Genomic DNA, 15,887 nt, shown 5'->3' on the forward strand with positions numbered 1-15,887 from the left:
CGATAAAGAAAAATATCAGATGAAAATTTTTGAATCAAAATTAGATACCAAATCAAAAGAATTTAAAGAACGTAAAAAGTTTCTCAAGATTCTCCTCGAAGAATTGAATTCAAAATCAGTTGAAACAAAAGAGCATGATAAATCGCGCCTTGCTAAACTCGCCGAGAAAGGGAAACAGAGTGCGAGAGAAAAAATAAAGCGTGTACTTGATAAAAACTCACCCGCTACGGAAATTGGATTGTTTGCCGCTGATGGTATGTATGAAGAGATTAAAGGCGGTTATAAATCCGCAGGCGTGGTCACGGTTATCGGCGAGGTTGCCGGTAAAAAGTGCGTCATAGTAGCGAACGATCCGCTTGTTAAATCAGGAGCCTGGGTAGAAATTACATGCAAGAAAAATCTTAGAGCTCAGGAAATCGCAATGGAGAATCATCTGCCCATCATATATATGGTGGATTCAGCGGGCGTCAACCTTGAACGTCAGGCTGAGATTTTTCCTGATAAAGAGCATTTTGGAAGGATATTCAGAAATAATGCCAAGCTTTCGGCGATGGGTATCCCGCAAATATCGTGTGTGTTCGGATTTTGTGTTGCGGGAGGGGCTTATCTTCCCGCTATGTCCAGCGAATTAGCGATGATAACCGGAAACGCTAATATGTTTTTAGCCGGCCCGTTTCTCGTAAAATCGGCATTGGGACAGGATGTCGATATGGCAACATTAGGCGGGGCAGAAATGCATAACGCCGTCAGCGGAGTAGCGGATTACCAATTCGATACGGAAGATGAGGCTTTCGATTGGATACGCAATCAGATGGCTCTTATCGGCGCTCAGAAAAAATTAGGTCTGGCGAGAGAGAAAGCAATAGAACCGAAATTAGATCCCGATGAGTTACTTGGGATTCTCCCCGCTGACTTAGGCGGCAAGTACGATGTGAGGGAGATAATCGGACGAATCGTGGACGGAAGTGAATTGGAGGAATATAAGAAAAAATACGGGAAGACGATAGTCACCTGTTTTGCCAGGATCGGAGGATTTTCTGTCGGCATTGTAGCCAATCAGGGGATGTCGGTAAAAAAAGAAATGCCGCTCGATCATACCGGAAAATCCCAACCCCCGCAAATACAGATGGGAAATGTGATTTATTCGGATTCCGCGAAGAAGGCTGCCAACTTTATAATGCTGTGCAACGAACGGAGGATACCACTCGTTTTTATGCAGGACGTAACAGGATTTATGGTAGGAACAAAAGCTGAGAATGAAGGAATTATTAAGGATGGCGCTCAATTTGTTAATGTTCAGGCAAATTCGGTTGTTCCGAAGTTTACTGTTATCCTGCGGAACTCTTTCGGTGCGGGAAACTATGCGATGTGCGGAAAAGCTTACGACCCCCGCTTGATAGTTGGCTGGCCCACGACTCGACTTGCGGTAATGGACGGCGGAATAGCGGCAAACACGGTCCTATATACAAAGAGGGATTTAAGCGATTCAGAGAAAGAAGAATTTTATGAACGGATTAAAGCAAAGTACGAAAAAGAAATGTCTCCATATTATTTAGCTGCCCGAATGATGTTAGATGCCGTAATTGACCCTCGTGATACCCGAAACTTGTTGATTCAGGGATTAGAAATGGCAGACCATAATCCGGATATGCCCGCCTATCTGACGGGAGTATTAAGGACTTGAGCGCGGATATAATCCGAATTGCCAACGCTCAGGGCTTTTGGGGAGATTCCGTAGATGCTCCTCTGAATATGGTCAGGGGTGGACAAATAGATTACCTGACGTTGGATTATCTGGCTGAAGTGACTATGTCAATTATGCAGAGGCAAAAAAGTAAAAATCCACAGGCTGGTTACGCCAAAGATTTTGTGGATGTAATGAGAGAAATTTTCCCCGACGTATTGGAAAAAGGAATAAAAGTTGTTACGAATGCGGGAGGAGTGAACCTTGATTCCTGTTTAGAGGCGCTGAGAAGTACCGCCAATGAATTAGGAATCTCGGGTTTAAAAATTGGCATCGTAAAAGGTGATGACATATTGGATAGGCTTGATGAACTGTTGGATGATGGGGCACCGCTGTCCAATATGGATACCGGGCTTTCACTGAAAGAGATTAGGGACAGCATTGTCTCCGCTAATGTTTACCTGGGAGCAGCTCCAATTGCGGAAGCGCTTTCGAAAGGCGCTGATATTGTGATTACCGGAAGGGTTACCGATACGGGGTTAACGCTCGCTCCGATGATATATGAATTTGGCTGGAATTCTGATGATTTTAATCTTCTGGCTGCGGGAACGGTGGCGGGTCACATTCTTGAATGCGGGGCTCAAAGCACAGGCGGTAATTACTCGCGCTGGTGGGATGTTCCCGATTATTCAAATATAGGATACCCGATTGTTGAAGCTTCTTCTGACGGTTCATTTGTCATAACAAAACACGATGGGACAGGGGGGCTTATCAACAGAGAATCGGTTAGCGAACAGCTGTTGTACGAAATGGGAGAGCCGACGAATTACATCACACCCGATTGTGTTGTAGATTTCACAAGTATTGCTTTGGAAGAAGAGGGGAATAATCGCGTTCGCGTCACCGGTGTGAAAGGGGGTGCGGCTACTGATACATTCAAAGTATCTATCAATCATTTCGTCGGATATAAAGCGTCGGGAAGTTTAACTATTTCCGGTCCGTTCGCGGTTGATAAAGCAAAAAAATGCGCTGAAATTATTTGGAAAAGGCTCGAGCAAGCCGGATATGAATACGAAGAAACGAATACGGAATTTTTGGGATTGGACTCAAGTCATGGAAAGATAAATCCAATTCCGGAACAGGTCAATGAGGTTGTGCTCCGACTCGGTGTGCGGGATTCAGATAAATCAGCGGTTGAACGATTCGGGAAAGAGTTGGCTCCTGTCATTACTAACGGCCCCCCGGGTATTACCGGATTTGCAGGCGGAAGACCGAAACCACAAAATATTTATGCGTATTGGCCTGCTTTGTTAAGTAAAAAACTGATAAAACCTGAAGTAACGGTGGAATCAATTTAGCTGTGAGAAAAATCAGACTTTTGGATATTGCCCACGCAAGATCAGGTGATAAAGGTAATTCAAGTAATGTCGGGCTAATTGCAAAGAACCGGGAAGCTTATGATATCATCGCAGCTGCGGTGACCGCTGAAAAAGTCAAATCACATTTTGGGGATATTGTGAAGGGAGATGTTGAACGATACGATCTGCCGAATCTTCTTTCGTTGAATTTCATATTGCATGATTCATTGGGAGGCGGAGGTTCACAATCGTTGAAAAACGATGCGCAGGGAAAGACACACGGGCAAGGGCTGCTGCTTATGGAGATCGAAATTCCTGACGAGTTCACTATTGGGATGGATGAAAATCGGCCAAGCAGTTGAAAATGACGACTTTTGTTTCAAAAGACTTTGGATTTAATTGAAATAGCAGAGCTGCGAGATCTATCCGAGAATACTTTCCCCTTGCTGATATAGGCTAATCTGATTAAGTTTATCGTTGTTAATACTTGTTTATTAACGAATATAGGATAATTATTGGAAAAAGAAGATACTCTTTCACTTCTCAAAAAACTAAGCTCGCCATTAGACCTCTCAAAAGGCTCTGTGGGCATCATACTTGCAGCAGGACACGGAAAGCGAATAAAATCCGAAAAGTCTAAAATGCTTCACGAAATCTGGGGTAAACCGACTGTTTTGCGTGTTCAAACAGCTTTGGAGCAGGGACTGGTCAGTTCGGCTCAGATTATCGTGGTCGGCATTAAGGCGAATGAAGTAGCGGATACAGTCAGTAAGAAGGAGAATCTTGCTTTTGTTTTTCAGGAGGAACAAAAAGGAACGGGAGACGCTGTCAAAAGAGCGTTGAATCTTTTAAGCGATGAGGATTTCGATGGGGCTGTTTACATAGTTCCGGGCGATATGGGACTAATAGACAAGGATACTATATCTGATTTTAAAGAATCATTTCAATCATCAAAAGCGGATATGATGGTATTGACGGGACTCTACGAAGGAGATACGAAACGCAATCAATATGGCAGAATTGTTCGAGTACCGGATGGTAAGCATAAAGGTGAGGTGGTTGAGATCATAGAGCATAAAGATATTCTCGCAATGAGCAATGCTCAAGCCTATCAAATAACTCACAAAGGAATGAAATTTGAGGTCGGCAAAAACGATCTTTTGAACATTCGCGAATTTAACACGGGAATATTTGGCTTCAAGGCAAAGTCGTTGAGAGAAAATCTTGGGGAATTAACTACAGATAACGTTCAGGGTGAATTATATCTCACGGATCTGATAAAGATGTACAATGAAGATGATAAGAAAGTCAGCGCGGTAAATGCTGAGAACAGCAGATTAGTAGAAGGATTCAATGAAAAAAGTACTCTATTGGAAATGGAAGCTATTGCAAGGGATAGAGTCTATGAACTGCTGAAAGATGTGATTACCATTGAAGACAGGTATGATTTTTTCATTGCGGAAGAAGTAGTAGAACGGATTTTGAAGCTGGATAATTCAGGGAAATCCGGAGACATAATAATACAAAAGGGTGTATCTCTTGGACCAAATGTGCGGCTCTCGAACGGCGTTGAAATATGCACAAACAGCCAGCTAACAGGCGAAGTGCAAATAGGAGCTAATACTTTTATCGGGAAAAGAGTAACGATGAGTAACTTCCCCGGACAGTCCATAAAAATCGGTGAAGGAACGGAAATTCTTCACGGAAACGAAATTAAAGGGGAGGTAAAGATCGGTGATAATTGTATAATTGAATCGCGCGTATCTATAACCGGCAATGATGAATTTCCTGTAATTATAGAAGACAATGTCCATTTGAGAGGTGTTACATATATATTCGGAAGCAAAATTGAGAAAGGCGTTCATATAACCCATTCGGTGCTGAAACGTAAACATGTGAGAAATTTGGAATCAGAAAGCGGAAATACTTTTAAAATAAGATATGTTTTACCTTCCCCTGAGGGAGAAGAAGCGGTGACAGACATTTGAGCGGCAAGGTCAGATTAAAAAATGATTCTTTCATAGCGGAAATAGTACTCGATAATCCACCTGTAAATGCGCTGGGGTCGGAGACCGTAATCGAACTGTTTGAAGCTACCGAACAAATCAGTGATTGGATCAAGAGTCGTCAAACACGAGTCGTGATTCTTCGGTCAAAGGGTAAACATTTTTGCGCCGGAGCAGACCTTAAAGAGAGACTAAAACTTGATGATTCGGAAGTATCGGTGGCAGTGAAAAAGATACGGAAGGCAGTTGATGGGATTTGGAATATCAGGGTTCCTGTGCTGGCACTTATTCACGGTGTCGCATTGGGCGGAGGGATGGAACTTGCGCTTGCAGCGGATATTCGCCTTGCAGCGGATGATTCGAAAATGGGACTAAAAGAAGTTTCGCTGGCAATAATGCCGGGCGCCGGAGGTACTCAAAGACTGCCGCGGATTGTGGGCATGGGGAAAGCGTTAGAATGGATAACCACAGCAAAAGATATAAGTCCGGAGGAAGGGCTAAAATCAGGGCTGTTAAATGAAATAATGCCGGCAAATATTTTATTGGAGCGAGGACTCGAATTAGCGAAGTCAATAGCAAGTAACGGTCCTATCGGAGTTCAGTCTGCAAAAAAGGCGGTTCGGGATGGATTTGACAGAAAATATGAAGATGCGATGGAAATCGAATGGTCTGAATACTTAAAGACGGTTCCCACTCAAGATAGATTAGAAGGTCTGAATGCATTTAAGGACGGCCGGATTCCGAAGTATGAAGGTCGGTAACACTTTACTCACTTGAACGGAGTGAAGAATATGGATATATTGGTTTAAGCGAAAACTTAAAGGAAAACGAAATTGGATTTTTTTACAGATGATCATAGGCTGCTGCAAGAGACTATAAGGGATTTTGCGCTTAACGAAGTAGCGCCTATAGCAGATGAGATCGACGAAGAAGAACGCTTCCCGCTTGAGACAGTTGCTAAAATGTTTGATCTCGGTCTCATGGGCATACCTTTTTCGCCTGAATATGGCGGAGCCGGAATGGATTATGTATCCTATGCCATCGCAGTTGAGGAGTTGTCAAAAGTATGTGTTTCAACAGGCATAACTTTGGCGGCACATATCTCTCTTGGAGTCGGTCCCATCTATTATTTCGGAAATGAGGAACAGAAGAAAAAATATCTTCCTAAACTTACGCAAGGAGGGAAATTAGCTTCTTTCGGACTGACCGAAGCGAGCGCCGGAAGTGATTCAGGAGCAACGCAAACAACAGCTGTTCAGGAGGGCGACCAGTGGGTGATAAATGGGTCGAAAATGTTCATTACCAACGCGGGATTCGCGGAAACATTTGTGCTGTTGACGGTGACAGATCGAAATAGCGGGAAGCCCGAACTCACAAATTTCATTGTAGATAAGGGGACACCCGGCTTAATTATCGGACCTCCGGAGAAAAAAATGGGGTGGCGAGGATCAGATACGCGCGCTTTAACATTTGAAAACTTAAAGGTTCCGGCTGAAAATATGCTTGGTAAAAGAGGCGAGGGTTTCAAGCAATTTATGCAAACTTTAGACGGAGGAAGAATTTCTGTCGGGGCGCTGAGTCTTGGATTGGCAGAAGGAGTCTATGAGTTATCGCTGAAGTATGCGAATGAACGCACCGCCTTCGGAAAGCCGATATTCGAATTTCAGGGGATAAGTTTTAAATTAGCGGATATGGCGATGAGAATTGAAGCGGCGCGTCATTTGGTTTATAACGCTGCCAGATTACGCGACGCAGGGAAGGACATCAAAAAAGCCTCCGCCATGGCGAAACTTTACGCTTCGGAATTAGCAATGTGGGCAGCAGGTGAAGCAATTCAGATTCACGGAGGCTATGGCTATCTTAAAGATTTTCCTGTGGAACGGTTTTATCGAGATGCGAAGGTATGCGAAATAGGAGAGGGTACGTCAGAAATCCAAAGAATCCTGATTGCGAGGGAGATAAGAAAAGAACTTCACTAAATAATATCCTATGGCAAAAACAGATTCAAAGAAAATTGATTTAATAGTAAGGGTGGGCACTATAGCAGTGCTGTTAACATCGAGTTTATTCTTTTTCCCCCGGGAAAAATCACTCGAATACGCTTACGATGTTGGACAAATTACTACGGAAGAAATAATTGCTCCATTCGATTTTCCTATCTTAAAAATGAAAAAGGAACTTGAAGAGGATAGGGCGGCAGCTCTTGCGGAGATTTATCCTCTTTTTGTGCGAAGAGATGACTTGATGTTGGCTCAGCTGGAGGAGATGAATCAGTTTTTTGATATGCTTCGGAACGTAAGAAGTTCAAAAAGTGAGTACGGCAAGAATCTGGTCGCAAAAGTGTTACGTGGAACGAGTCTCGATTCTGTGTTTATGGCGCAATTAAACGCCGATTCAGCCCAACTGTTTGGTTTAATTGAAAAAGTCGGTGACGATTACGGTTTTGATATATCAAAACCGCTCTGGAATTTTATGACGGACTCTGATAAACAGCCGACCGGCGGCGTTGATGTTTTGGAGGCGTTTAGCGCAAATATAGAGCGTATAGCGCGGGATTTATTCAGGGAAGGTATCCTTGATATGGCACTGGATGATATTAAAAAACAAGAGATAGCCGTATTGGAAAAAGGCGAGGAAATCGTTGGTGATAAAGGGTATTACATGAGTCACCTTGATGTCGGCGGACAAGCGGATATTCGACTGAAGGCAAGCTTGGGGATTGAATCGGGTGAAGAAATAGATGCGGGTGTCCGAATATTAAGGAAATTCATAAAGCCCAATATTATTTATGACGAAATAACAACTACTAATCGGGAACGGGATGTCATTGCATTAGTTCCTATCAGTCGCGATATAGTCCGGCGAAATGAACGAATAGTTGACAGGAATGAAAGAGTGACCCCTGCCATTCAGCAGAAACTCGAATCGATGTTTTCTGAGAAAGCAAGACGGGGAGGAGAAAAGGGAGGAATAGTAACTCTTTTACCCCAAATCGGAAGATTACTTTTAGTATCGGTAATACTCTTTTTCTTCGGCGCTTTTATTGTGGCGTACCGTCCTCAAATTTATAAAGACAACAGGCTGGTACTGCTTATCGGATTGATATTTTTATCTCATATAGCCTTTTCATCATTGGTAATCTATAGATATGGTCTTTCAGAATATTTGATTCCAATAGTCATCGCTTCAATGGTATTTACTATTTTAGTCGATGCCCGCATCGCCTTCATCGGAACTGTGACACTTGCGCTTCTCATCGGAGTGATTCTCGGCAATAAACTCGATTTTGTAATAGTGTCGGTATTCGCGGGAACAGCGTCAATATTTTCCGTTACCCGGCTGCGGACGAGAAGCCAGCTTTTCAAATCTGTAGTGTTCGTTTCGGCTGCATATATTATTGCGATAACGGCGGTAGAATTATTAAAGTTCAGCAGTACGGATGTGTTATTGGAGAGTTACGGCTACGCATTTGCTAACGCACTTTTTTCGCCGATTATCGTATATGGAATTATCGGATTTTTGGAAGTAGCTTTTGGAATTACAACCGATTTAACGCTATTAGAGCAATCTGACCTCAACAGACCGCTATTGAAGCAGTTAGCTATAAAAGCGCCCGGAACCTATCATCATAGCGGATTAGCGGGTAATCTGGCGGAAGAAGCCGCAGACGCTATAGGCGCAAATTCTTTGTTGGCAAGGGTAGGATCATATTATCATGACATTGGGAAAATGAACAAACCGGAATATTTTGTGGAAAATCAGATGGGCGCGGAAAACAGGCATGAGATGTTACGACCGAACTTGAGCGCCCTCATACTTGCTTCCCATGTTCGGGATGGGATTGATCTGGCAAAAAAACATAAATTACCTGACGTGATAACACAATTTATATCCTCTCATCACGGAACAATGCGGATGGAATATTTTTACAAAAAAGCTACTGAACTAGCTGGAGACGAGTCCAAAGTAAATGAAATGGATTTCAGGTATCCCGGTCCGCTACCGGTCTCGAAAGAAGCCGGAATAGTTATGATTTGTGAAGGGATAGAAGCCGCCACGAGGTCTATAAAAGAAAAAACTTCCAACAGAATTACCGATATGGTGGAATTAATAATTCAGAGCAGACTAAACGACGGGCAGTTAGATGAATGTGAACTGACACTCGCTGAAATCGGCAAAATAAAGGAAGCGATATTGCCTATGTTGATCGGCATGTATCATGTAAGGGTTGAATATCCTGATGATACTCAGAAAGATGAGGAAAAACCTTCCGAAAACGGAGACACGGAAAAGGGTTCAGAAAAGACTACCTTAGAAACTGAATCTATTCATGGACATGACGCTTAATGTAGAGAATGCTGAAGATGCGGGAATCCGACCTGATTTAGTGAAATCAGCGGTCAACGAAGTTTTTTCAGGTGAAGCAGTGACTATCAGCTCTATATCCGTACTATTCATATCAGATGATGAAATAATGAAAGTGAATAAAAAATATCTCAATCATGATTTTACAACCGATGTTATTACTTTCCCGCTCGGCGAAGAACCGGATTCTATTGAGGGTGAAATTTACATTAGTATAGATACAACTCGACGAAATTCGGCAGAATATGGAGTTACGCACAAAAGTGAATTACTTCGGGTAGCAATTCACGGCGCATTACATCTTGCCGGATATGATGATTCAACCTCAATATTAAAATCGAAGATGAAGGCCAAAGAAAACTATTACCTGAACCTAATCGGGGAGTTTACGGCTATGGAAGATCATCGGGAGGCGCAGTAACACGCTGGACAATTATTTCTGGTATAAGATAGCAGGTTTGGCGCTGTTGATGCTGATTTCAGCATTCTTTTCGAGCAGTGAAACGGCGTATTTTTCATTGAAAGATAAACGTATCAAGGAGCTTGCCACAGAAGGGGGCAAGCGGAAAAAGAGATTGTCCGCTCTATTAAAAGAACCCCGGAAACTCCTGATAACCATCCTGACGGGCAATACAATTATTAACGTAATAATCGCAAGCCTCTCAACTCTGATCGCTCTTGACATTGCTGTAGAAAAGGGGATCAACAGAAACACCGCGGTATTGGTTGAAGTCATAATTGTAACATTACTGGTTTTGATTTTTGCGGAGGTTTCCCCAAAATTAGCGGCTGTTAAACATTCGGAGGCGATCGCGAAACTTTTCGCGTATCCTCTTTCTTTTGTACACGTTATCCTGCAACCTATCTCAAGAGTTTTATATGGACTGACAGATTTTGTAATGCGAATCTTCGGTATAGAAAAAAGTAGGATTAGTTTTAGTGAAGAAGAAGTTAAAACGTTAGTGGACGTTGGGGAAGAGCAAGGTACTCTTGAAAAAGAGGAACACAAAATGCTTCACGCTGTCATCGAGCTGAGTGAAACAATGGTTAGAGAGATAATGGTTCCCCGGACAGACGTTACAATGATGCACGAGGATACCACAATAGAAGAGGCGATAGAAATAATACGCCAAAACCGCTATTCCCGTATTCCGGTTTACGGCGAAAGTGTAGATGATATCGAAGGAGTTCTTTATACCCGGGATCTGATTCAATTTCTAACAAAGAATCCTAAAAATCTTGTAATATCGGAACAACTCAGACCTGCTTATTATGTCCCGGAAACTAAAATGGTGGACGATCTTTTGAGAGATTTTCAGGAACAACGGAAAAAATTCGCCCTCGTCGTTGACGAATACGGAGGATTGGCCGGTCTTGTCACGCTTGAGGATATACTCGAAGAAATTGTCGGCGAAATACAGGACGAACATGATAACGAGCAACCGATTTTCAGAAGGATAAACGCTAATACTCTTAAAGCGGATGCGAGATGGGACCTTGACGATGTGGAAGATGAGATAGGAATCTCATTCCCAACAGGCGAGGGTTATGATTCTCTCGGCGGATTTCTATTCCATCAATTCGGCGAGATTCCCGCCGAAAATCAGGAAATCAGTTACAGCGGCGTAAAATTCAAAGTGTTAACTGTCAACTCAAACCGCATAATGGAAGTGGAAATTGACAGTACGAATAAAAAAATAATTGAAAAAGACGACTAGACTTTCCATCCATATAACAATCTTTTAATAACAACACTGTAGCAATTCATAAACCCCGTGTGCGCTAAAATGTGACCGGGTATTTCCGCCGGGTTCCCAGCCCGACAATCTGTCTGGCCTGTCAGACAACCAGGCGGGCGGACATTTGTCCTAATAGTAAGTAAGGAATTCCTTTAATCGCTCCATCGCCACTGACCGGTTATGGAAAGCGGTTCTTTAAGTTTGTGCTTGATAAGCATATCTCTAATTTCGCTGTCTGAATAAAGCCTGCCGATCCTTTCCGGTTCGTCCGCAATACGAAGCAGAGTGGTTGCCGCGATAACGGCTGCATTATTCAAAAAAGTCTCGGATGCTTTATCGAACGTATCACCGGCGCTATGGTAATAACGCCACATACTTTCAGGTAAATTAGCTGCAAGACTCATAGCCGGAACTCCCGCTAACATAAACGATTCGTGGTCGCTGTGTAAGCCCGCTTTAGATACAACTTTATCGGGTTCCATACCAAACCCCTGTAAATCCGCTGCAAGATTTTTTAGAAATGGCAGAGCTTCATCGTGACCATATACTTTATAGCTGAACGGATCACCTATCATATCCATATTGAGCATCATTACGATATTGCCTAACTCGGCAGAATGTTGCTTGATATAATTTGAAGATCCGTACAGACCGAATTCTTCTCCCATAAAGAGTATAAAGCGGATTGTGCGTTTTGGTTTTGCTTTCAGTTTTGAAAGAACCCGCGCTGTTTCAAGCAATGTGACGGAGCCGACTCCATTATCAATTGTTCCCTGACCTAAATCCCACGAATCAAGGTGAGCGCCGACTATCACTACTTCATCCGGTAGCTCCGAACCGCGAATTTCTGCAATGATATTATTCGCGTAAGTTTTTTTGGTTTTGTTCTTCATATCAATTTTTACTTTCACATCAGGATGATTCTTTAGATATCTTCTCAGCCAGGTACCGTGTTCGGCAGAGACACCAACTGCGGGAATTTTAACATAGCCGCCTCTTTTAACCGTTCCTGTGCGTGGTAAATTGCCCGGAGCATTAGTTATCAGAATAAATCCTGCCGCCCCATATTTCATTGCGAGTTGAACCTTTTCAGTTCTGTGTACCGAGCGTTTGTCGGGTAAGGTTCCTACTTCAGCGAGTACGATCTTTCCTTTTATGTCATCGGATAATTTTTCGAATTCATCCGGATGCCCAAAGCCGACATCAATAACCATCTCGGTAATCTTTGATTTTGAAGGAGTATTTGCCAACGCTGCGGCAGAAAGTAGTTTTTTATCGGGTGTGGCGACTTCAACTTTTAAAGAACCTCGTTCCCATCCGGGCATTTCAAACCGTTCAAAATGAGGATTTTGTAAACCGTAAGAATTGAACTTATTCAGCGCCCATCTTTCCGCCTCGTAACCGGATTTAGTGCCAGATACTCTTCCACCTATGTTATCAGAAAGTTCACGTAAATTCGAGTAGGCGGCTGAGTTATAAAAAACTTCGCCGAATATCAGATGATAAATTCCTTTTCGTTCGGCATTGACCTGCGCGATGAATCCGATGGCAATAGGCAAAAATGCGAATAGTAAAATGTACATATTTCGATTCATATTATCTCCGTAGTAAAACAGTATTGAGAAAGATATAATTTAGCGAAGTCACAATCAAGTTCTCCAATATTATCGGGATTTTGCGTTGTATGTTGAAATTTTCAGTCTAAAGAGATATATTCAGTTCAGGATGCGCGCTGAAGGGGATTAATTGTATTTCGGCGAAACCATCCTTTTATTTATTTTAAGGAAGGAAGAACACCATAAACAGCTCGAAAAAAGAATTGTACAAAACAGAATTTTCTAACTTGATAGAAATTATGGAAGCATTACGCGCAGAAAATGGATGCGAATGGGACAAAGCTCAGACGCACGAATCTCTAAGACAATATTTGGTCGAGGAAGCATACGAAACAGTTGAAGCGATTGACTCTGGTGATATGACGAGCCTGAAGGAAGAGCTTGGGGATTTGCTTCTGCATGTGGCGTTCCACGCTAAATTGGGAGAAGAAGCGGGAAATTTCGATATACACGAAATTCTGAAGAGCATTAATGATAAGTTAGTGAGACGGCATCCCCATATATTTGACAACGAAAATGTGAATGGTACAAATGCGATTAAGGATAATTGGGAGGAGATGAAACAATCTGAGGGAAGGGAATCGCGGCTTGATGGTACGCCAAAAACCTTACCCGCTTTACAGCTGGCTTACAGATTGCAGGAGAAAGCCGCAAGCACAGGATTCGATTGGGAAGATATTTCGGGAGTGTGGGAAAAAGTCAATGAGGAATTGACCGAACTAAAAAAAGCGACTGAATCTGCCGACCGCCAGGGTGAGGAGGAAGAAATCGGAGATCTGATATTCAGCCTTGTAAATCTTTCCAGATATTTGGATATTAATCCGGAGGACGCTCTACGTAGAAGCATTAGAAAATTTGATTACAGGTTTAAGGGTATTGAAAAAGAGGCTAACAAATCCGGACGTAATTTGAAAGAGATGTCTCTAAAGGAAATGGACGAAATTTGGGATGGGCTAAAGCATAAGAGGATTTTATGAGCGACAAATATTTTTTTAAACAGGAAGAGTATGACGAGCTGATGGCGCAGCTCAAAGAGATGAAAGGACCTGAAAAAACTTCTGTCCAGAAAGCGATCTCCAGCGCCAGAGCGCAGGGAGATTTAAGCGAAAACGCAGAATATCACGCCTCCCGCGAGAGGCTTTCTATGCTTATGACGAAAATTCAGGATTTGGAAGATAAGCTTGCTAATTCGGAAGTTTATGACCCGGCGGATCGTCCGAAAGGTCAGGTCTTTGTCGGTTCGAAGGTAGTAATTGAGAATGTGGATTCAGGCGTAGTTCTTGAAGGGGAAGTTGTATCTATGCCTATGTTTAAAAGTGAGATGATGGAAATTTCCACAAAGTCACCTGTGGGTAAGGCAATCTTGGGTAAAAGCGTGGGGGATGAGGTTACTGTCGAATCCGAGCGGGGTACGAACAGGTGGAGAGTCACAAAAGTCGAATAAGATTACTTGGCTCTTTATTTTCCTAATACCTGCACGACAACTCTCCGATTTCGTGGGCCGTCAAATTCGCAAAGAAAAATCGCCTGCCACGTGCCTAAGCTGAGACGACCGTCCTCCACCGGAATCTGAACGGATGATCCAAAGAATGTTGTCTTCAGGTGGGCAGCCGAATTTCCCTCTAAGTGCTTATATCCGTCTTGAATCGGAACGATTTTATTTATTTCCATTATCAAATCGTCCGCTACATCGGGGTCTGCCCCTTCGTTAATGGTTATTCCAGCGGTAGTATGCGGTACAAAGACCGTGCATATTCCGTTTTTTATTTCAGCTTTGCCGAGCTCATTTTGAACCTGGCTTGTAATATTGACCATCTCTGTGGAAGAACGTGTATTTATAGAAAACTGTGACGGCATTTGGAACCTCAGGTTTTTTGTGGTTTTTTCCGTGCTGCGGGAAAGAGAACATTGTTTAATATCAGCCTGTAACCGGGTGAATTCCGGTGCAGATCAAGATTTGTGGGCGGATCGTTTACGTAGTGTCGCGGGTCCTCCGGATCGTGCCCTCCGAGAAAAGTGAATGTGCCCTTTCCGCTATTTCCGTGAATATATTTTACTTCGTCAGACGATTCCACATCTCCCATAATGACCACGTGATCCTTTATAAGAGACCTTCGGAACGAAGTGGTCTGTCCCATAAATCCCTTTAGCACTCCCACATGGTTTTGTGTTAACATTGTAGGTACAGGATCATGTTTGGCGGAAAATTCAAAGAGCGAAAAATAATCCGTTTCAACGGGACGCGGAGCGGCGCCGCTTCCCGGTACGGCGTCAATGTCGGAAAACTCATAAATCATAGGGTCGGTAACAAGTTTGAAATCTTTGAACGCTAATGTTTTATCATAATTCAATTTAATGTCGGAATCAACCGGGCTCATATCGAATGGCATGCCGACGATGTCTATTCCTTCGGCAGCCAATGCAATGTCATAGCTGTCGGTGGCTGAACACATAGCAAAAAGAAACCCGCCATCTGTTACGTATTCATTAATCGTTTTTGCTACAGCTTTTTTCTCCTCTGAAACACTTGAATATCCAAAATCCGATGCCAATTTTTCATATTGAATTTGTTGCTGTATATACCATGGCGCATTGTGATATGATGCGTAAAATTTACCGTATTGTCCGGTAAAATCTTCGTGGTGGAGGTGAAGCCAATCGTATTTCGATAAGCTTCCTCTGAGTACATCCGGGTCCCAAAGTTTATCGTATTCAATCTCAGCATAAGCGAGAGCGAGGGTCACGGCGTCATCCCAGGGTTGAGCGTTCGAAGGAGTATATACTGCTATTTTCGGCGCTTTTTCCAGGAGAATAACTTCCATATTATTGGCTTCGATATCAGAGTAAATATTGATTATATCGTTAGCGGAAGGTCTTTCGAAGCTGACTCCACGGACTCTGCATTCGCGGGCAATTTTATCCGAATAGTCAAACATAAATGAACCGCCTCTGTAATTCAAAAGCCATTCGACTTCCAAGCCCCTTTCGAGAGCCCAAAACGTTATTCCGTAAGCTTTTAGGTGGTTGGTTTGGGACAGGTTCATCGGTATAAGTATTTTCTGAGCTGAGAGATTCGAGAAACTTATCAGAGCGAATGCGAGTGTAAAAATAAGTCTCAT

General features: G+C 42.9%; 14 protein-coding genes. 11 read left to right on the plus strand and 3 right to left on the minus strand.

Annotation, left to right across the window (positions count from 1 at the left end):
- Nucleotides 1-19 precede the first annotated feature (19 nt).
- The 9 genes from IIB39_07285 to IIB39_07325 all read left to right on the plus strand — a co-directional run bounded on the left by IIB39_07285 (nucleotide 20) and on the right by IIB39_07325 (nucleotide 11,131).
- On the plus strand, nucleotides 20-1,684 hold the full coding sequence (locus tag IIB39_07285) for an acyl-CoA carboxylase subunit beta (protein ID MCH8928499.1): 1,665 nt from the start codon (nucleotides 20-22) through the stop codon (nucleotides 1,682-1,684).
- The gene (locus IIB39_07290) at nucleotides 1,681-3,042 is read left to right on the plus strand and encodes a DUF1446 domain-containing protein (GenBank protein ID MCH8928500.1); all 1,362 of its coding nucleotides are present in this window, start codon (nucleotides 1,681-1,683) and stop codon (nucleotides 3,040-3,042) included. Before IIB39_07285 ends, IIB39_07290 begins: the two co-directional genes overlap by 4 nt.
- 2 nt (nucleotides 3,043-3,044) lie before the next feature.
- Complete coding sequence (locus IIB39_07295) at nucleotides 3,045-3,404, plus strand: hypothetical protein (GenBank protein ID MCH8928501.1); 360 nt, start codon at nucleotides 3,045-3,047, stop codon at nucleotides 3,402-3,404.
- A gap of 153 nt (nucleotides 3,405-3,557) precedes the next feature.
- Nucleotides 3,558-5,030: an NTP transferase domain-containing protein gene (locus tag IIB39_07300; GenBank protein MCH8928502.1), complete on the plus strand. Its 1,473-nt coding sequence runs from the start codon at nucleotides 3,558-3,560 to the stop codon at nucleotides 5,028-5,030.
- Entirely contained in the window at nucleotides 5,027-5,809 is a 783-nt protein-coding gene (locus tag IIB39_07305; GenBank protein ID MCH8928503.1) for an enoyl-CoA hydratase/isomerase family protein, read from the plus strand. The genes IIB39_07300 and IIB39_07305 overlap by 4 nt, the downstream gene beginning before the upstream one ends.
- Nucleotides 5,810-5,881: 72 nt before the next feature.
- Entirely contained in the window at nucleotides 5,882-7,027 is a 1,146-nt protein-coding gene (locus tag IIB39_07310) for an acyl-CoA dehydrogenase (protein MCH8928504.1), read from the plus strand.
- Nucleotides 7,028-7,037: 10 nt separating this feature from the next.
- Nucleotides 7,038-9,395: an HDIG domain-containing protein gene (locus IIB39_07315; GenBank protein MCH8928505.1), complete on the plus strand. Its 2,358-nt coding sequence runs from the start codon at nucleotides 7,038-7,040 to the stop codon at nucleotides 9,393-9,395.
- Complete coding sequence (gene ybeY / locus IIB39_07320; protein ID MCH8928506.1) at nucleotides 9,379-9,834, plus strand: rRNA maturation RNase YbeY; 456 nt, start codon at nucleotides 9,379-9,381, stop codon at nucleotides 9,832-9,834. The genes IIB39_07315 and ybeY overlap by 17 nt, the downstream gene beginning before the upstream one ends.
- Nucleotides 9,835-9,883: 49 nt before the next feature.
- A complete protein-coding gene (locus tag IIB39_07325; protein ID MCH8928507.1) occupies nucleotides 9,884-11,131 on the plus strand; it encodes an HlyC/CorC family transporter in 1,248 nt (415 codons plus the stop codon).
- Nucleotides 11,132-11,304: 173 nt separating this feature from the next.
- Here IIB39_07325 and IIB39_07330 read toward each other — a convergent pair whose 3' ends face one another.
- The gene (locus IIB39_07330) at nucleotides 11,305-12,747 is read right to left on the minus strand and encodes a M28 family peptidase (GenBank protein ID MCH8928508.1); all 1,443 of its coding nucleotides are present in this window, start codon (nucleotides 12,745-12,747) and stop codon (nucleotides 11,305-11,307) included.
- 260 nt (nucleotides 12,748-13,007) lie between these two features.
- Between IIB39_07330 and mazG the strand changes: the two genes are divergently transcribed.
- On the plus strand, nucleotides 13,008-13,745 hold the full coding sequence (gene mazG, locus IIB39_07335; GenBank protein MCH8928509.1) for a nucleoside triphosphate pyrophosphohydrolase: 738 nt from the start codon (nucleotides 13,008-13,010) through the stop codon (nucleotides 13,743-13,745).
- Nucleotides 13,742-14,212: a transcription elongation factor GreA gene (locus IIB39_07340; GenBank protein ID MCH8928510.1), complete on the plus strand. Its 471-nt coding sequence runs from the start codon at nucleotides 13,742-13,744 to the stop codon at nucleotides 14,210-14,212. Before mazG ends, IIB39_07340 begins: the two co-directional genes overlap by 4 nt.
- A gap of 14 nt (nucleotides 14,213-14,226) precedes the next feature.
- Here the strand turns inward: IIB39_07340 and IIB39_07345 are convergent, their stop codons facing one another.
- Nucleotides 14,227-14,625, minus strand: coding sequence for a YjbQ family protein (locus tag IIB39_07345; protein ID MCH8928511.1), 399 nt, complete (start codon nucleotides 14,623-14,625; stop codon nucleotides 14,227-14,229).
- Between the two features lie 8 nt (nucleotides 14,626-14,633).
- Complete coding sequence (locus IIB39_07350) at nucleotides 14,634-15,887, minus strand: asparagine synthetase B (GenBank protein MCH8928512.1); 1,254 nt, start codon at nucleotides 15,885-15,887, stop codon at nucleotides 14,634-14,636.

This window comes from Candidatus Neomarinimicrobiota bacterium (assembly GCA_022573815.1).
In the GTDB taxonomy this organism is placed as follows: domain Bacteria; phylum Fidelibacterota; class SORT01; order SORT01; family SORT01; genus JACZTG01.